The organism is Arcobacter sp. F2176, assembly GCF_004116465.1.
Classification (GTDB): Bacteria; Campylobacterota; Campylobacteria; order Campylobacterales; family Arcobacteraceae; genus Arcobacter; species Arcobacter siniprincipis.
Genome location: NZ_PDJV01000007.1, coordinates 159,440 through 178,510 on the forward strand (window position 1 = coordinate 159,440; position 19,071 = coordinate 178,510).

Sequence of the window (19,071 nt, forward strand, 5' to 3'; positions counted from 1 at the left end):
ACTCTTCAAATAAACTCCCAGATTCTCCTTGGGAGTTTGAAGTTTTTTAATTTTATTTAAAAAGTAAAGCTAAGGAAAGCCTACTATTTACTCCAACTTTTTCAAAAATACTTTTAATATGACCTTTTATAGTAGATAAGGCATTTTTCTCTTTTTGAGCAATCTCTTTATTACTAAGTCCATCTGCAATCATCAAAGCAATCTCTTTTTCTTTTTCAGTTAATAACTTCATAAACTCTGGTTCTTTTGAAGAAGTTATATTGATATGTTTATTAATTATAAAGTTCGTTAAATCTGTAAAAATCCACATTTTTTCATCTTCAACTACCTTTAACATATTTTCTAAATTTATACTTGCTAGATAACTATTTTCATACCCTCTTATACCACTTGATAATAAAAGAGAAGCATGATAAACCTCAGGAACTGAGTTAAAAAGAAGTACCTTTAAAAACTGATATTTAGTTATCTCTTCTAATACCTCTTGTATATTTGAAATACTCAATTCATCGAGCATTAAAATTATTGGACTATTGTTTTTATTTAAATATGTAGTTAACTCTGTTAAGTCATTAATATTAATAGCATTATATAAAGAAGGAAGAGACTTATTCCAATATATACTTACTGAACTCATATTTGTAAATAATATTATATTTTTCATCTATCGTTCACTCCATACATTTTGTGTTGCACGAAAGATAGGTTTTAATATATATGAAAGTATAGTTTTTTTACCAGTAACAATATCTACATCAGCTGTCATACCAACCATGACATTGAGTTTGTTTTTTTCACTTCCCAAATAAGATTTGTTGGTTTTTATCTTAACTAAATAGTAACTTTGTTTATCTACTTCATCAACTATTGTATCTGCACTAATATGTGTCAATACACCTTCAAGTGAACCATATACAGCGAAATCATAAGCAGAAAACTTCACAATTGCTTTTTGTCCAGGATATAAAAATGCTATATCAGAAGGTCTTACTTTTGCCTCTACTAAAAGTTTGTCCCTTATAGGTACTATTTCAACTATATCCATACCTGGTTTTACTACACCACCAACTGTATTTATAAGTAACTGTTTGATTGTTCCATCAACTGGTGAACGAACTAAAGTTCTATTAACTCTATCTTTTTTTGCAACATTAGTTTCACTAATTCTAGACATTTCAGCTCTTGTTTCATTGAAAGCTTCTTTTGCTGTATTTCTAAACTTTAGTTCCACTTCTTTTATGTTGTTTTGTTGTTCTTCTTGAATAGATAATAATCTTGGTAAAGATAACTTAATGGCTTCAATTTCCCCACTTAAACTACTTTCTTCTCTTTTAAGCTGTAAAAACTCTACTTCAGATACTAACTTTTTTTCAACTAGGGGTTCCATTAAAGCAACTTCTTTAGAAATCAGTTGATAGTTTGTCTTTAATTGCTTAAGTTTTGCAACTGCTTCATCTCTCTCATTTTGTTTTTGAGTCAAACGACGCTTATAAATATTTATATTGTTTTCAAGCTGTTCTAAGTTTGTTTTATATAAAGACTCTTCATGTCCAATCAGTGTTGGGGATTTTTTTCTTATCTCCTCACTTATTATAAAAGGTTCACCAGTAGATTCAGCTTGCAATCTTAGTGCTTTTGCTTCAAGTTCATTAAACTTTAGTGAACTCTCAGCATATGTACTTATAAAACCTGTATCATCAATCCTAATAAGAATATCGCCCTTTTTAACATTTTGCCCATCTTCAACCAAAATCTCAGAAACTATCCCACCCTCTAAGTTTTGGATAACTTGTATTTGGTGTGTTGGTATAACTTTTCCTTGACCTCTTGTAAGAGCATCGATTTCAGAAAAATATGCCCAAACAAATAAAAATATGATAAGAACAAAACTAACCCAAAGCATTATCTTTGTTCCTAGTTTGTTTTTTATAAGCATAGCAGCACTTAAAGAATCCATATACTTAAAATCAATTTCATCTTTTATGCAAAACTCATCTTTATCTTTTTGTTTATATGAGTATTCAATAAATTTATCTTTAAGACTCATTTCCACCCCTTTGATATGTTGGTGATGGCTGACTTAACTGTTTCACAACCTTCTTATATGTATCATTAAGTATTACTTTTCCATTATTCAATAAAATAAGTCTATCAGTCAGCTGCAAAGAGCTATGTTTATGAGAGATAAGAAGCATAGTTTTACCTTTTTTATACTCTCTCATTGTATTATTAAAAACCATTTCATTGTTGTTATCCATACTACTTGTAGGCTCATCAAGAAGTATAATTGGTGCAGGATGAATAAAAGCCCTTGCTATACAAATTGATTGTTTTTGTCCACCTGAAAGTCCATCTCCTCGCTCAGCAACTGGTATATCATAACCCAAAGGATGTTTATCAATAAAATTACTTAAACCACTTAGTTTAGATACATAAATAATCTCTTCATCTGTTGCATCAGGTGCACACATAATTATATTTTCTTTTAGAGTACCTTGAAAAAGCATTGAATCTTGTGGTACATAAGAGATATTTCTTCTTAAATCTGTAGGGTCGATTTGTTTAATATCAATACCATCTAATAAAATAGACCCTTCTGTTGGTTCATACAAACCTAAAAGAAGTTTTTCAATTGTAGTTTTTCCTGAACCATTTGTACCAATAATCCCAACGGATTCTCCAGAATTTATACTAAAACTAACATCATCTAAAACTTTCTTTTCACTATTTGGATAGATAAAAGTTACATTTTGAAATTCTATTTTTCCAGTAAAAGAAGGTCTTTCGACATATTTTTTACCCTCTTGTCTATCTACATCAAGATTCATAATATTGTTAATTGCATTATATGAAGTTTTGGTTTGTTCAAAATTAGTAATAAGAGAAGCTACTTGCGCCAAAGGTGCTAACATACGGGAACCCAACATAACCGTCGCAATTAGTCCACCCATACTTAAGTTTTTATCTCCTATTGCATATACTCCACCGACTACAATAGCAACCGTAGTAAATTGAACTATAAAATTAACAAATGTTGATACTGAGTTTGATAATATTTTTGACTTTAAACCTTTTTGTGCCAAATCGCCAGATGATTCTTCCCATTTCCATTGATACTGTCCATTGATTCCTAAGGCTTTTATAGTTTCTAAGGCAGTTAATGATTCAATTAGAATAGAGTTTTTATAAGAGGCTGCTTGATACGTACTTTCAATACTTTTTCTTATAGGTTTTTCAATAATATAGCTATATATAACAATAATAAAAGCACTAATAATTGGAATAATTACAAGCCATCCAGCGATAATATAAATAATAAATAACATTAAAATGGCAAAGGGTAAATCAATTATTGTAGCTATTGAAGAGGCTGTAAAAAAACCTTTTATTGAGTCAAAATCTTTAATGTTGCTGGCAAAAGAACCAACAGAGCGAGGACTTGAAGATAGTTTAAGATTTAAAACTTTTTCAAAAATCATTGAAGACATGATTATGTCGCTTTTTTTTGAAGCAGTTTCTAAAAAATAAGATCTTAAAAATTTTAATATCATGTCAAAAAAATAAACAATACTTATACCAACAGCAAATACCCACATCGTATCTAATGCATTATTAGGTACAACTCTATCATAAATATTTAGTGTAAAAATAGGACTTGCCATAACAAAAAGGTTGATTAAAAAAGAAGTAACAATAACATCTTTATATATCCCTTTAGAATAGTTCAAAGTTCCCCAAAACCAATGGTGTTGTTCATGTTTAAGAACTCTTTTTCTAGCATCTTTATAGTGATGTTTTGGTTTTATCAAAAATGAATAATCAAGATACTCTTCTTCCAAATCAGAAATTTTCACCCAATTTTCGGCATTTTCTAGTTCGGGTAAAATTATTTTTGCATGTTCTTTGTCTGGGCTTATTTCTGTTAGTATGCAGGCTTTTTGATTTTCATCATCACCTTTTAATATTAAAATAACAGGTAATAGTAAAGGTGATATCTCTTTAAGTTGACGATTTACAAGTTTTGAACTAAATCCAGCCCTTGAAGCTGCTCTAAAAAATGTAGCCTTTGATTCTTTATGTTCTAAAGAAAAAAGTTTAGGAGTGATTCTTCCAGGTTCTATTGGAAGGTCAGATATTAAAGCATCAGCACTAAAAGATCGATTATGTAATTTTGTAAATATTACTAAACATTCTAATATAGGATCTTTCATACTTAATTTCCTATTGAAACATGCATTTCACTTAAAAGTTTATTTGAATATGACATTATCTTATAGTAAGCTAATAATTGCTCAAACTCAGCATTTATTTTTCTCTTTTTAGCATTATTATATTCAATACTAACATTTAAAAGATCTATCAAACTTCGTCGTCCTAATTCATACTCTTTTTGATAATAAGCAACTGTTTCAGAGGTAGCTTGAATATCATTTTTAATATGTTCTAAACTTTTTTCAGTGATATGATAAGTATTCCAAGCAATTTCAATATTTAGTTTTAAGATTCGCTCATTATCTGATAAACTATTGTGATTTTGAAGTACTTTGTGTTTACTTATTTCTATATTTGATTTATCTGCAAAACCATTGAAAATATTATATTTAAAAACAACCAATGCATTATATCCTGACTCAGAATCATAATTACTACTAGAAAGTGGAGCCTCATTATTAGTTGAAATTCCATTTAAGTTTTTATTCCAATAACTTTGAGCTACTAAATCAACTGTGGGATAATATTTTGATTTATTTCGTGCAACTAAAGCTTTTGATGCTTGAATCTCAGATTTTAAACCTTTTATTATAGGATTATTTTCAATGCAATCTTTAATCAATAAGTCTAAATTATTATATTTAAGTTTACCTAGTACTGGCTCTTCTAACTCTTCTACAAAAACTTTCCTAGGAAGTATTCTTTGGTATGAAGAGATAGTATTAAGATATTCTAATTTTGCTAAATACTCTTCACTTGTAACATTTTCAAAACGAGAAAGTGTTTGAGTATAATTAGAATTTATACCAATACCCCCTTCAACTGTTTTTTTAATTTGGTCTAAGTATTTTGTATGCAAAGCTACATTTTCTTGAGCTGTTTTATATAAAGCCGAATATTTTAAAACACTTAAATAAGCATTAATAGATTCTATAGCCAAAGAATTTGCTGTTTCATTGACATTTTCACTTGCACTTAGTATAAGTTCTTTTTTTTGTTTAACACCATTCATAGTATCAAAACCAGAAAATAGATTTTGTTTTAATGTTATAGTGGCATCTTTTCTTGTTAAACTTGACCTATTTTGATTATTTGTTATTGTTCTTGTAACTTCTGGACCAATTGAGTATGATAAATCTATTGTAGGTAAATATCCCGATTTTACATTAACTAACTCTTGCTCTTTTTCACGTAAAATTTCTTCTTTTACCTTCATTTGTGGATGAGTTGAAATAGTTTCTTGTACCACATCTGTTAAGGTAAGAGCATTAACAAGTATCGGGGAAAAAAATAGTATCAAGAAAATAAAATACTTCATAGTATTCCTTTGTTTATATTATTAGTAATTATAAATAAAGATTGCACTCCAATTGCTCGTTTTAACAATGATAAATTTATTCTATAAATTTAATAGTATAATTGCCTGAAAATCTTATAAAAGACTAGGTGTTAACTGATTTAAAAAGACTCAATGATATTTAGTGTCATTCCAAGATGACAATGGAGATTCTCATCTTTGCAGAGTAGCAGAGTATTTAAACCCCAATTTAAATCATAAATGCATAATTTCAAGTAGTTATAAAAATGGCAGATAGAATGGGATTTGAACCCATGGTAGATATTATCTACATATGCCTTCCAAGCATACTCTTTCAACCGCTCAGACACCTATCTACAATGTTATTTATTAGTTTTTTTGCAAAAAAAAAGTCAAGACTTAAAACTTCAAAAGAAATCTTAAATCTTGACTTTTTTTATGGAGCGGGAGACGAGACTCGAACTCGCGACAATCTGCTTGGAAGGCAGAAGCTCTAGCCAACTGAGCTACTCCCGCTTTTTTACAAGTTGTATTAAAAATGTATTAAAAATAAATTTTTACATTTTTAAAAGAAGTTTGCAAAACTTCTATAAAGTACCATAAAATGGTGCTTTAAAGTGGTGGGTCTACTGTGACTCGAACACAGGACCACTCGGTTATGAGCCGAGTGCTCTAACCAACTGAGCTATAGACCCTCACTAATTCAATAGTGGCGGACAGTGAGAGATTCGAACTCTCGGTACCGTTGCCAGTACGCATCCTTAGCAGGGATGTGGTTTCAGCCACTCACCCAACTGTCCTTCTTTGAATTAGGACTGTGATTTTAGACAAATAAAGTTAAAAAATTGCTTAATTTTTGACGATTTTATATTAATTTTTGAAATTTAATCACTAAAAAGGTTTTAAATATTTTCTAAAATCTTTTTAACTACATCATTTGGATTTTGTTCTTTATATATTGGCCGTCCAACTACAATAAAATCAACAGAATTTTCTTTTGCAAATGGAATATCAGCAACTCTTTTTTGATCTCCCGCATCTTCACCAAAAGGCCTAATACCAGGACAAAGTGTGATAAAATTCTCTGAAGTATTCTTTTTAATATCCGCACTTTCAAAAGCAGAACAAACAACTCCATCAATACCAGCATTAAAAGTGTCTTTTGCAAACTGTGTCGCTTTTGTTGTTATGTATTCATTGTAAATAGATCTAAAACTTTCATTATCAAAAGAAGTCAAAGCAGTAACAGCTAAAACTAAAGGTCTATTTGGAATATCTTTTATTCTATCCATTACAGTTTTCATAGCATCTATTCCAGCACTTGCATGTACATTAAACATATCTACAAGTCCTAAGGCTGTTATTTCTTCTGCTGCATCTGCCATTGTATTTGGTATATCATAAAGTTTTAAATCCAAAAAGATTTTAAAGTTTGGATTTATCTCTTTTATCTCTTCTAAAAAATATTTACCATCTCTTATATATGTTCTAAATCCTACTTTTAACCAAACATCATAATCTTTTACTTTTTTTACTAATTCAAGATTTTCATCTGCACTTGGTAAATCCAATGAAATACATAGTTTCATTAAGCTTCCTTAGTAACTTTATCCAATACACCATTTATGAATTTTGGTGCACCATCACTTGCTAATCTTTTTGACAATTCAATTGCTTCATTTATAATAATAGCTCTATCAAGTGTTTCAAATAATATTTCATAAATAGCAAGTCTTAAAATTGATTTTTCTACAGAACCTATATCTTTTATAGTTCCTTGATTAAGATGAGATTCAATATGCTCATTAATAACTGCATAGTTATTTACTACACCATTAAATAAATTTAAAGCGAACTCTTTTTGTTTATTTCTTATTTTCTTATCTTCTAGGATTTCATCAACGAATTTTACAATTCCCTCATTACCTAAATCATATGCATAAAGAAGCCCTATTACAGACTCTCTTGCTTGTGTTCTTGTTGCCAATCTATTTTCCCATCTCTTTATATAAATCTAACATTTCAATAATAGTAATCATAGCTTCAGAACCTTTGTTCCCCACTTTACTTCCAGCTCGCTCAATTGCTTGCTCAATAGTATCAGTTGTTAAAACACCATTTGCTACAGGTTTACCTGATTTGATACCAACTGTTGCGATACCTTTTGTAGCTTCAGCAGATATATAATCAAAATGAGGAGTTGCTCCTCTTATTACTGCACCTACACAACATACAGCATCGTATTTGTTTGAAGCCAATGCTTTTTCTAGGGCAAAAGGAATTTCAAATGCACCAGGAACTAAAACTAAATCAAGGTTTGCTTCATTTCCACCATGTCTAATAAAGGCATCTTTTGCACCTTCAACTAACCTATCAGTAATAATATGATTAAATCTACCATTTATAATAAGAACTTTTTCGCTACCGTCAAGTCTTAATTTACCTTCAATAATATTCATTTAAATTTCTCCGAAAATTTTATATAAGGGGCTAATTATATCCTAAAGCCCCTTGGATTGCAAAAATCTCATTTATAGTCTTGTATAAATCTTCGATTTTTAACATATTTGGACCATCACTTTTTGCAACACTTGGGTCTGTATGTGTTTCAAAAAAGAAGCCATCAACACCAACAGCTGCGGCTGCTTTTGCCATAGATGGAACAAAAGCAGAATTTCCGCCTGTTGTTCCTCCTGTACTTGGTATTTGAACAGAATGAGTTGCATCAAAAATAACTGGTGCATACTCTTTCATTAGAAGTAAATTTCTCATATCAACGACAAGTGCTCCGTAACCAAAGGTATTTCCTCTTTCACAAAGCCATACATTATTATCAAGAGAATTTTGGTAACTAACCTCATCAACTCCTCTTGTTTTTAGTATCTTATCAATTGGATGTCGCATAGCATCAGCTGCTAAAAACTGACCTTTTTTTACGTTTATTATACATGATGTTTTTGCAGCAGCTACAAGTAAGTCTGTCTGTCTACACAAAAATGCAGGTATTTGTAATATATCCATAACTTCAGAAGCAGGTGCTGCTTGATGAGACTCATGAATATCTGTTATAAGTTTATATCCAAATTCTTTTTTAATCTCTTCAAAAAGTTTCAATCCATCATCAAGCCCAGGTCCTCTATATGAATCCAAACTTGTTCTATTTGCTTTATCAAATGAAGCTTTAAAATAAAATTCTACTCTTTTATCTTCACTTAAAGGCTTCAATTTTTCAGCTATTCTAAATACTGTGTCTCTATCTTCTAAAACACAAGGTCCAGCTAAAACTTTCACTTTAATATCCTTCTTAAAATTGTTCTTTTTTCTTTTCCACTATAAGCATAATAAAATTCATAAATATTTTGTGCGATATATTGCATATCATCTCTTGCATATTTATCACAAGCAAAAAGTATTTTATCATCTTTTTCTAAGGGCATATCCCAATCAGGGATTAAATACTTTTCACCACCTCTTATTAAAGCTAAGGGTACTACATTATTATTTAACTCTCTATTATGCAAAGATGTTCTAAATATCTTTAATTTTATCTCTTCGCCATTATCTAGATGTTTATAAATTTCGGGGGCATCATAATTATCTATTTCAATTGATTCCAATAAAGGACTTTCATCTATAGTTTGAGTTAATCTCTTCACTAAGTTTGATGCCCAATTTTCATCTTTAGTTATCATCTCTTGAATAAACATGTCTGATAAAGGATTTATTAAAGCATTTGTTGTTTTATTAATTAAAATATTTGCAGGTAAAAAGACATGGTCAATTCTAGAGTTTTCAAACATTGAGACATAACCTAATTCATTCTGTCTTGCTATTGTAATTATTTTTGGGTTTAATCTTTTAGCACTACTTAAAATAGATAAATTAGTTGTATCATCATTTGTCGCAGCAATTATAGCAACACTTTCAAGAATTCCAGCTTTTGTAAGCGCTTTTTTATCATCTGCGTCACCAATAATTATTCTTGAAACACTATCTTCTTTATAATTAACAAGTTTTTTTTCATCAATTTCAATAAAAACTAACTCTATTTCATTATCACTCAATCGATTATGTAAATAATTTCCCATACGACCAAAACCACAAATTATGTATCTTCCCATGGGGAAATTAGGAGTTTGCGCATTCAAATTATCTAGTTTATAAATCCATTTTTCTAATTTTAAAATATTTGGTGCTTTGAAAGCTACATCAATTTCTTTTGAAATAATAGAAAAAGGATTTGCCACAATGTCAACTCCAATATCTTCAAGGTTTTCACCTTGATTCTCAGTTGTTGCTTTTACTACAAGTTTTATATTTCTATTTAAAAGTTTAGACATAACTGCAACTTTTAAATTTAATTTATCATCATTAAATAAACACACTAATCCCCTGCAATTACTTTTTTTAATTCCTGCTTCTTCTAAAGTCTTTGGTGAACTTACATCTGAAAGTAATACTGGCACATAAGGCGTAAAATTTTCTAAAAGTAAATCATTTACCCTATTTTCATCTGATTCTATTACTACAGTTCTTATGTCATAGCTTAAAGCTTTTTTTATAATTTCCGAAGTGATATTGTTATATCCTAAAACTATAATAAAACTTTGTCTTATCTTTTTTACATTTCTTTTAAACTTATTTCTTCTAAGCTCTTCTAATAAAATCTTATCTTGCAACAAAGATACAAGAGTACCTATGCCATAAAACCAACCTAATACTGTAAGATAAATTGAAAAACTAACCCACATTCTTTGAGGATAAGTAAACTCATATGGTGTTTCACCAAATCCAATAGTTGTAGCAGTATATGTTATGAAATAATAAGCATCAAAAATTGACATATGATAAACATTACCTTTATTATCAACTCCATCAATTAATAAAAGTCCAGTTATTGCAATAGTGTATGTTACAATTATCACAATAAAAGGCATTCTCATTCTAAGAAGAACTATCCACAATGTACTATTTGCCAAAATTTAACCTATCGTTTTCAAAGAAACTATCGTTTTCAAGGAAACTATCGTTTTGATTTTAATGTATCTCCCACATAAAGAAGCACAGAAACAATATTTGCTAATAATGCCCCAGCTGAAAGAGATACGATAGTTGTACTAACTTCAGAAGTAACTATACTTGCATATGTAGCTATTGTCCAAACAGAAGCTGCAGATATCAATTGTATATCTGCAACAAGTGAAGTTGCTAAAAGTACAGAACCAACTTGAGTTCTATCACCCAATTTAAGAACTGTTGCAATTACATTTATAATAATTGCAGCAAAAAGTTCATATTTACTATGGTGAGTCATAGTATCTAAGTCACCATACACAAATCCAAAGTTTACGGTCATTGCTAAAATTATAAAAAATCCAGAAATAACTTTATCCATGTTCATGATATTCATCCTCTAAATCTCTACCGATTTTTAATTTTCTTTTAAATACATCATCCATATTATCATAAACTTTTGCATCTTTATCTATAAACATTATTCTATGTTTATTTAATTGTCCTACATTTTTAAGTCCCATAATTGCTAACATACTTTTTACACTTTTTAGTAAATTTTTATGATAGTTTGCTACTTTTTTAGCTTGTTTGTGCACAAAATATTTTTTTCTTTTAGATTTATTTTGAGTAGCAAGTCCAACGGGACAATCATGACCTGTCGTGCCAGAACAATATCTAGCTCTAATACATCCAGCACTCATCATAAATCCCCTTGCAATTTGAATAAAATCTGCTCCTAAAGACATGATTATTATAACATCATCAGGAGTTAAAACTTTTCCACTAGCTACAAGTTTAATTTTATCTCTAACTCCATATTCAGATAATACTTTATCTACTAAATAAATAGAATCTTTAATATCAAGACCTACTCTTTCCATTGTTTCAATTGGAGCAGTAGCACTTCCTCCACTTCCTCCATCAATAGCAATATAATCAGGATATGAATCTTTTCCTTCATCTATTCTTTTTTTAATCTCTTTAGCATAAGGTTCGATATTATCTAAATCAGAAATAACAATTTTTACTCCAACTGGTTTTTCAGAGATTTGTTGTAATTGTCCAATGAAATCAAAAAGTTCTTCAATAGTATTTGCATAAGGAAATCTATTTGGTGAAAAAACATCTTTATATGCTTCAACACCTCTATAATAAGCAATTGCAGGAGTAACTTTATGACCAGCTAGTTTTCCACCTGTTTGTTTTGCACCTTGTGCCATTTTTATCTCTGTCATACGACAAAATTTCATAACTTTTTCATATCTTATAGGGTCAAATTTACCAGCTTTATCCCTAGCACCATACAATCCAGAGCTTATTTGGAATGTGATATCAGGTAAGTCTGTTGGAACTTCTTTTGGAAAAGACTCTAAAGGAGCATCCCAGTTTATTCTGTGAAACAGTGATGATTGTAAATCAAATATATAAGTTTCAGCTTCTGGGTCTTTCCCAAATACTAATTTTCTATAAACATCAGCCGCAACTGCTCCATTAAAAAAGAATTGAACTACATCTTTTATCTTTTTTTCAAACTTTGTTCCGTGTACAACTTTCATATAATCAGCTTTGTAATTTTGATGTGTTACAAAAAAGTTTGATGTTACACTACCTTCACCTGTGTTTATAGGAAATTGTCCTTCTAAAGCTCCTTTAGCAAATGCTCTTGTTCCTTCAGGAGAAATAGAACCATCACTCATAGCAGATCTTCCAATTATAGATTTAGAAATAAAAGGCTTTTTCCTTCTTGGACCAAAAGTTACTTCAAATCCCCCTTCAATCTCATCTTCATTTAAAACTATATTGGCATGTCTTATCATAAACTTAGGATATGGCAAAGGTTGACTTGGAGAAAATGAAGCATAATTAGGTAAATCTCTACATGCCTTATTAAGCCAGTCTAGTTTATCTTTTGACTCATAAAACTTTTCATCACCAAAGTATTGTCTAAATGGTTCCCTTGCTTCTTCTAAAACAAATCTCAATCTTCCAATAATTGGATAATTTACCAATAATTGATGTTTTCTTTGAACATATTTATCATGTATATACCAAGCAAATATTACAAGTATAATAATACTCCATTCTATTGTTGAAAATTCCCAATCAAAACTCACATTTTCTCCTTATTTTTTACTTGAAGCTAAAACTCCACTAATAATAATTAAAATTATACCTAATGATATCCAAATATCAGGAAATTTGTCCCCTAATATTACACCTAGAATTATTGCAAAAATTAAATTACTATATGAAATTGTTCCTACTATTCCAGCTTTTGCAACCCCATAAGCTTTTGTCATATAAATTTGAGCAAATGTAGCAGTTATTCCCATAAGAGTTATATATAACAAATCATTTAGATTTGGCATCGTAAATTTCCCAAACATAAAATCAAAAGTACTATTTGAATAAAAGTTTGCAATTACCATCAAGATAATAGGACCTATTGTTCCTATTGTCATAAATGACAAAACTATAACCCTAGTATCATAAAAAGTTCTCAGTTCTCTAACTGAAGTGTATGCTAATGCAGCACCTACTCCTGAAAAAATACCAAGCCAATCTGTTTTATCTAAAGTACTTCCATCAAACTTTGTAATAAAAAGTATTCCAATAAATCCAATAAATACCCCTATCCATCCTCTTAATCCTAATTTTTCTTTTATGAAAATATATGCAAAAATAGCTGTAAATATTGTAGAAGTTTTAGAAAAAGTCATAGCTTCAGCAAGTGAAATATTTGAAATATTGTAAAAAAATGTAAGCAGGGCTAAAAAACCAACAAAACCTCTGAAAAATAGTAATAAAGGCTTTCCACCTATTTGCTTTACTGGTTTTTTGTATAAAGAAATAGCAATTAAGACTACTCCAAATATATTTCTGAAAAATACAACTTCAATTGAACTCATTGAAGAGCTTAGTTCTTTTGCAAAAGCTCCCATAAAAGCAAATAAAAGTGATGCAAAAAGCATAAACTTTATGCCTTGTATTGTTTGAGTGTCCATTATAATCCTAGGATGTAAAAACCGAATTTTAATTAATCTTTTGTTAAAATCCGGTTATTCTCAATAAGTAATAAATAGTTTTAATACATTTAAAAATACAGAACTAAACCAATAGGAACAAAATGAAATATCTAAAAATACAATCTTCTAAAAATCTTCAAGGTGAAATAAAAATATCAGGGGCTAAAAATGCCACTTTACCGCTACTTGCATCAACTATATTATCAAATAATCAAATCAATATCGGAAACCTTCCAGATGTAGTTGATATAAATACAATGTTAAAGTTACTAGAAATGTTAGGGGCTGATTATTCAAAAGACAAAAATAAAATAAAAATTTCTACACAAAATCTAAAAGAGACAAAAGCGACTTACGATATTGTAAAAACAATGAGAGCATCAATTTTAGTATTAGGACCACTACTTGCAAGATTTGGGCATTGTGAAGTTTCTCTTCCTGGTGGTTGTGCTATTGGGCAAAGACCTGTTGATTTACACTTAAAAGCTATGGAAGCATTGGGTGCAACAATAGAAATAAAAGCTGGATATATAAAAGCAACTGCACCAAATGGATTAAAGGGTGCAAAAATTGTTTTTGACAAAGTAACCGTGGGTGGAACAGAAAATGCAATTATGGCAGCAGCACTTGCTGTTGGTAAAACACAAATTATCAATTGTGCAAAAGAGCCTGAAATAGTACAATTATGTGAAGTTTTGAAAAATGCAGGATTAGATATAAGCGGAATCGGTAGTTCTGATATTACAATTATGGGTACAAATAAAAAACTTTTGGAATTTAAAGATTTTGATGTAATACCTGATAGAATTGAAGCTGGAACATATTTATGTGCAGGAGCAATTACAAATTCTAAATTGACAATTACGCATGTACAACCTTTGCATTTAGAAGCTGTGATATCAAAACTTGAAGAGATGAATTTTAAAATTGAAACAACACAAAATGAAATCACTATTTTTCCAAGTGATAACATAAAAGCTGTAAATATAATAACAACAGAATATCCAGGCTTTCCAACTGATATGCAAGCTCAATTTATGGCTCTTGCAACCCAAGCAAATGGGACAAGTACTATTGATGAAAGATTGTTTGAAAATAGGTATATGCATGTAAGTGAGCTTTTAAGAATGGGTGCAGATATTCATCTTAATGGAAATATAGCAAGTATAACTGGTACTCCAAATAAACTAAACGGTACAGATGTTATGGCTACAGATTTAAGAGCTAGTTCTGCTTTAGTTTTAGCAGCACTTGTGGCAGATGGTGAAACAAATATTCATAGAATTTATCATTTAGATAGAGGATATGAAGATTTAGAAGGGAAATTAGTAAAAATAGGTGTCAATATCAAAAGTTTTAATGAATAATTATTATTTTTAAGTAATGATTATTATTTTATAAGAGATATTTGACTAAAATTGACTTGTATAAAATTAAGGTACGATTATGAAGCTTGAAATTTCTTTATTTAGATTTGATTGTAAATCAGACTATTTACCATATTACACAAAACATTTTTTAAATGTTGAGGACAATAATACACTTTTGACTGTATTAAATAAACTTAATAGTGAAGATGAATTCTCTTTTGAAAATACTCCAAACAGTTACTTTGTTGTAAATGGTATTTACATGAGTGTAATGACTACTTGTAAACAAATAAAAGATAACTTTGGTAGTGATATAAAAATAGAACCTCTAAGTATAAGAAGAGCAAATAAAGATTTTATAATCAATGAAGAGGATTTTACTTCTAAAATTTCAATACTAAATGAATTTATAACTACAGATTTAATAGCTACTCACATTGATAAAAAAATAGAAGAATTGTATTTATCGTATAAGGTATATTTTTATGCTTCAAATACTTTAAATATGGAACATAACTATATAGGAGATGCTATTGTTTTATTAGCTTCTGATTTAATAGAAAGATTTCCAGAAAAAGAAAATGAAATACTATATACAATCAAAGAGTGTGAATATGGAATAGAGTTTCATACAAGCTTAAGAAATAGAATTTTTAACTTTGACCAAAATATTGAAGATAAAATTGTAAATTTAAAAAATAAACTAAATATTTCAAAAACTATTGATAGACAAAACTTTAAATCTTCTATATCAAAAACAATCAATTTTGGTACATTTAAAAAAGCACAAGAAATAAAACATGACTTCAAAGACTTTAATTTGGCGTATTTAAAAACAGAAGATTCACTAGATAAATCAAACTTAATTTCAAAACTTAAAGCAAAAGTACTTGACTTAGCATCTTTAAATCAAGATTTAGCAAAAGATACTTTTCACTTAAATCCAGAATTAACTTATAAATTAACTTCAACTTTAATGCTTGATGCTTATGATAGTGGAGCTGATTTTATAGTTGTAGATAATGATCAAGATTTTTACCTATTAGATTTTAATAGAAAAAATATGGAAAGTGTAATAGGAAGAGAAATCAATCTTCCAGTTTTACATATAAATGAGCTTGAAAACTTAGCTATTGGGGAACATGATTTAGCAAAAACTACTTTAAAAAATCATACTTTAGACCCTAAAATAATTTAGCTGTTAATTATGATTCTTGGTTTAGATTATATAATCGTATCATCAATCATAATTGCTTGTATATTGCCTTTTTATATCTATAGAAAAAAAATATTTAAAAAATATTATACTAAAAATAACATTTCTTTTTTTGTACATGAGATAACTATTTACTTAAAAAACAGATATCCAAAAGTAAATTTTGATTTTTCAAGAATTAATTTAATAAGCAAAACAAACCCTTACGACCAAGCAAGAATATTGATTTTGGAAGAAATGACAAAACAGTTTATAGAATTGCCATATGAAAAAAGAACTCAAAGAAACATACCAAAAGATCTATTGTGGGCAAGTTATGAAAAAGAATCTATTCCTAAAAATAGTACTCCGAATAATCTTCTTAGAAGAAAAAACTTCGTTTTAAAAAGAGATAATTATAAGTGTAATAGATGTGGTAAAAGTATTAAAATAGATACTTCTATGTTATTACTAATAAAAGATTTAGACCAAGGGGGAACTTATCATTTTGAGAACTTGAGTATTTTATGTAATGATTGCAATAAAATAATAAACTCTCAAGCTCCAGAAAAACTAATAAAAGACTTGAGTATTTTTAATATACTGATGAGAAAATATATAAAATAATCAATAGTTTATAGATACATAAAAACTCAAATCAAACTCATTTTCTTCATTTAAAAAGTTATTCTTTCTATATATTACATATGAGGGTTTAGTTGTAGTTTCATACTCACTTTTAGGAAGCCATTCATGATAAACCCAATGTATAAATTTAAGAATATCACCCCTTTTACCTACTAAATCAAATTTGGCATAAACACCCTCTGATATCTTAAAATTTGGGAGTCTATCACTTTTTATATTCTTATCATCTGTTACAATACAGGCAATATATTGACACTCATTTAATGGTGTAATAGTTGGATTATCATGAAATAGTGCTATTTGTTGATAGTTTTTTATATCATTTGATAAAATCCAAGTTTGAAGCTTCTGCCAGGTCTCTTTTATATTTGCATTGTAACCATTGTTTCTTATGTAAAAACTCTCAAAAAATGGCATCTTTACGATACTTGGTGTCATATCACTAAAATCTGCAGTAGATTCCATTGCTTTTTGTGATTGTTGTAAGATTTTGTGTGAGTAATCTTTATACCCTGTACTTCTCCACTCTTTGGGAGTCATTTCAAATCTCTCTTTAAAACTTTTTATAAATGAAGATTGAGAAGAGTATCCACACTGGTTTGCAATATTTGATATTGTAGAATATTTATTTGTCAAAAGTAGATTTGATGCTTTTTGAAGCCTTATTGACTTGATACTCTCATAAATGTTTTTTCCAAAAGCATCTTTAAAAATTCTATGCATATGAAATTTACTAACATTTAGATCAATACTTAACTCTTCTATATCAATATGTATATCAATATGAGTATAGATATAATACATAATATCATTAGCTATTTTTGTTCTTTTTTGCAATGTATCTTTTTTCATAAAATATTATAGCACTTTTAAACTATAAAATTAGCACAAAATGATTATAAACAAAGCACAAAAAAAGAAGAAGTAATAATTTTTTTTTCCTAAAATAGATAAATCTAAAAATTAGGGTGTTTATGGATAAGAATGAACAATTAAAATTAGTCTCGAAGTATTGTAACTCTTTTAATTTAAAAAAGGTAAAAGTTGATACTTTATTATTAATAGTTCATATGCTTTTAAGTGATTATGAAAAAATTGAAATAAAAGATAATACTATAAAAAAAAATCTTTTAATAGATAGTCAAGTTATTGATTTCATAAATAAAAGTATTCATGAGTTAAAAAACTACTTAGAATCAAATATAATTGTAAGGGAAACTTTACTTTATATATTAAAAAATAAAAATCTATCTCCTAAATTTTTAAAACTTTCAAAAAATCTTGAACCAATGCGAGTTTATTATCAATATTTAACTTCAATATTCTCTAATAAAATAACAAAAGGTTCTTTTTGGATACCAGAATTATTAGCTTTTTCATTAATACATTATTTTAAAAAAGAACAAGAGAAATCCTTTTTTAACCATACTCTAATTCAAAATTTTCCAACTGAAAAATTTTTAAATATTTATAATCAAAATAATATCAAAATAAAAAAACAACTCTCGAAGGAAGAACAAGTTAATTTATGGAAGATTAAGACAAACCTAGATGAGATGTATGATTTGTCTGAATATATGATAGAAAAATACTTGGAATTTAATTATAAAATAAATGATAAAAGAGTCTCTAAAACAAGAATTAAAAAGAAGAAATAAGTATCACTTATCAACATTATTATATATTTTTTCTAATACATTCGAAGAACTGCTTTTATGCACACTACTTTTTTCTATTTTTTTGTTTTCAAGCTCTTTTATTAAACTGTTTACATAAATATCTTCTAAACTTTGTAAATAATCAACCTTACTTTTTATAATACTAAGTGTTGAATCTTTTGGGACGATATATGGTGTTATAATTACTACAAGATTTATCTTATCATTTATATATTTTTCATTTTTAAATAAAGTACCAAGTATTGGAATATCTTTTAAAACGGGAAGCCCTGATTCTGCTTGAATTTTTTTAGATTTTATTAATCCTCCGATTATTACACTTTCTGCATTGTTTAAAATAGCCGTTGTAATAACTTCTTTTTTTGATGTATCTATATTCTCACTAGTGTTTGATTCTTTTGCATCTTCAAGAACCGCATTGATTTGTAAAATAATTTTATTATTTGTTATTCTAGGTTTTACTTTTAGTCTTAAACCTATCTCTTCTCTTTTAAATGATTCTGTTGTTCCTGAAGAGTTTTTTCTAAAAAAAGGAAAAAGTATAATTACTTAAAGTTATTGAAATTCAAGTCTTCTATAACTTTTTATATAATAAGAAAGTATAATT

General features: G+C 28.4%; 18 protein-coding genes and 4 tRNA genes. 4 read left to right on the plus strand and 18 right to left on the minus strand.

Going from position 1 to position 19,071, the window contains the following annotated elements; all coding sequences use genetic code 11:
* Positions 1 to 52: 52 nt before the first annotated feature.
* From CRU95_RS08555 to CRU95_RS08630, 16 genes are all read right to left on the minus strand, one after another.
* Positions 53 to 664: a LuxR C-terminal-related transcriptional regulator gene (locus tag CRU95_RS08555; RefSeq protein WP_129100725.1), complete on the minus strand. Its 612-nt coding sequence runs from the start codon at positions 662 to 664 to the stop codon at positions 53 to 55.
* On the minus strand, positions 665 to 2,047 hold the full coding sequence (locus CRU95_RS08560; protein WP_129100726.1) for an HlyD family type I secretion periplasmic adaptor subunit: 1,383 nt from the start codon (positions 2,045 to 2,047) through the stop codon (positions 665 to 667).
* A complete protein-coding gene (locus tag CRU95_RS08565) occupies positions 2,037 to 4,211 on the minus strand; it encodes a type I secretion system permease/ATPase (protein WP_129100727.1) in 2,175 nt (724 codons plus the stop codon). Before CRU95_RS08565 ends, CRU95_RS08560 begins: the two co-directional genes overlap by 11 nt.
* A 2-nt stretch (positions 4,212 to 4,213) precedes the next feature.
* A complete protein-coding gene (locus tag CRU95_RS08570) occupies positions 4,214 to 5,530 on the minus strand; it encodes a TolC family outer membrane protein (protein WP_129100728.1) in 1,317 nt (438 codons plus the stop codon).
* Positions 5,531 to 5,797: 267 nt separating this feature from the next.
* A tRNA-Ser gene (locus CRU95_RS08575) sits at positions 5,798 to 5,886 on the minus strand.
* 83 nt (positions 5,887 to 5,969) lie between these two features.
* Positions 5,970 to 6,046 (minus strand) — tRNA-Gly (locus CRU95_RS08580).
* A gap of 102 nt (positions 6,047 to 6,148) precedes the next feature.
* Positions 6,149 to 6,225 (minus strand) — tRNA-Ile (locus CRU95_RS08585).
* Positions 6,226 to 6,240: 15 nt separating this feature from the next.
* Positions 6,241 to 6,330, minus strand: a tRNA-Ser gene (locus CRU95_RS08590).
* Positions 6,331 to 6,432: 102 nt separating this feature from the next.
* Entirely contained in the window at positions 6,433 to 7,119 is a 687-nt protein-coding gene (gene pyrF / locus CRU95_RS08595) for an orotidine-5'-phosphate decarboxylase (RefSeq protein ID WP_129100729.1), read from the minus strand.
* Positions 7,119 to 7,517, minus strand: coding sequence for a transcription antitermination factor NusB (gene nusB, locus CRU95_RS08600; RefSeq protein ID WP_129100730.1), 399 nt, complete (start codon positions 7,515 to 7,517; stop codon positions 7,119 to 7,121). Before nusB ends, pyrF begins: the two co-directional genes overlap by 1 nt.
* 1 nt (position 7,518) lies before the next feature.
* Positions 7,519 to 7,989 carry a 6,7-dimethyl-8-ribityllumazine synthase gene (ribH, locus tag CRU95_RS08605; protein WP_129100731.1) on the minus strand — a complete coding sequence of 157 codons (471 nt, stop codon included), beginning with the start codon at positions 7,987 to 7,989 and terminating at the stop codon, positions 7,519 to 7,521.
* A gap of 31 nt (positions 7,990 to 8,020) precedes the next feature.
* Positions 8,021 to 8,821 (minus strand): 3-deoxy-8-phosphooctulonate synthase, encoded by an 801-nt coding sequence (kdsA, locus tag CRU95_RS08610; RefSeq protein WP_258238663.1) that lies wholly within the window; start codon positions 8,819 to 8,821, stop codon positions 8,021 to 8,023.
* Positions 8,818 to 10,509, minus strand: coding sequence for a TrkA family potassium uptake protein (locus CRU95_RS08615; RefSeq protein WP_129100733.1), 1,692 nt, complete (start codon positions 10,507 to 10,509; stop codon positions 8,818 to 8,820). Before CRU95_RS08615 ends, kdsA begins: the two co-directional genes overlap by 4 nt.
* A 44-nt stretch (positions 10,510 to 10,553) precedes the next feature.
* On the minus strand, positions 10,554 to 10,931 hold the full coding sequence (locus CRU95_RS08620) for a DUF6394 family protein (protein ID WP_129100734.1): 378 nt from the start codon (positions 10,929 to 10,931) through the stop codon (positions 10,554 to 10,556).
* Positions 10,918 to 12,660, minus strand: coding sequence for an FMN-binding glutamate synthase family protein (locus tag CRU95_RS08625; RefSeq protein ID WP_129100735.1), 1,743 nt, complete (start codon positions 12,658 to 12,660; stop codon positions 10,918 to 10,920). The genes CRU95_RS08620 and CRU95_RS08625 overlap by 14 nt, the downstream gene beginning before the upstream one ends.
* A gap of 9 nt (positions 12,661 to 12,669) precedes the next feature.
* Positions 12,670 to 13,551 carry a DMT family transporter gene (locus CRU95_RS08630; RefSeq protein ID WP_129100736.1) on the minus strand — a complete coding sequence of 294 codons (882 nt, stop codon included), beginning with the start codon at positions 13,549 to 13,551 and terminating at the stop codon, positions 12,670 to 12,672.
* A 122-nt stretch (positions 13,552 to 13,673) separates the two neighbouring features.
* On the opposite strand from CRU95_RS08630, the gene murA reads away from it, so the two are divergent.
* From murA to CRU95_RS08645, 3 genes are all read left to right on the plus strand, one after another.
* Complete coding sequence (gene murA / locus CRU95_RS08635) at positions 13,674 to 14,939, plus strand: UDP-N-acetylglucosamine 1-carboxyvinyltransferase (RefSeq protein ID WP_129100737.1); 1,266 nt, start codon at positions 13,674 to 13,676, stop codon at positions 14,937 to 14,939.
* Positions 14,940 to 15,018: 79 nt separating this feature from the next.
* Positions 15,019 to 16,140, plus strand: a complete 1,122-nt coding sequence (locus CRU95_RS08640; protein WP_129100738.1) for a DUF5644 domain-containing protein — start codon at positions 15,019 to 15,021, stop codon at positions 16,138 to 16,140.
* A 9-nt stretch (positions 16,141 to 16,149) separates the two neighbouring features.
* Complete coding sequence (locus CRU95_RS08645) at positions 16,150 to 16,764, plus strand: HNH endonuclease (protein ID WP_129100739.1); 615 nt, start codon at positions 16,150 to 16,152, stop codon at positions 16,762 to 16,764.
* Here CRU95_RS08645 and CRU95_RS08650 read toward each other — a convergent pair whose 3' ends face one another.
* Complete coding sequence (locus CRU95_RS08650; protein WP_129100740.1) at positions 16,765 to 17,637, minus strand: GyrI-like domain-containing protein; 873 nt, start codon at positions 17,635 to 17,637, stop codon at positions 16,765 to 16,767.
* Between the two features lie 122 nt (positions 17,638 to 17,759).
* Here CRU95_RS08650 and CRU95_RS08655 point away from each other — a divergent pair, with 122 nt between their 5' ends.
* Entirely contained in the window at positions 17,760 to 18,443 is a 684-nt protein-coding gene (locus tag CRU95_RS08655) for a hypothetical protein (protein WP_129100741.1), read from the plus strand.
* A 3-nt stretch (positions 18,444 to 18,446) separates the two neighbouring features.
* Here CRU95_RS08655 and CRU95_RS16980 read toward each other — a convergent pair whose 3' ends face one another.
* Positions 18,447 to 19,010: a type II secretion system protein GspD gene (locus CRU95_RS16980; RefSeq protein WP_129100746.1), complete on the minus strand. Its 564-nt coding sequence runs from the start codon at positions 19,008 to 19,010 to the stop codon at positions 18,447 to 18,449.
* Positions 19,011 to 19,071: the final 61 nt, after the last annotated feature.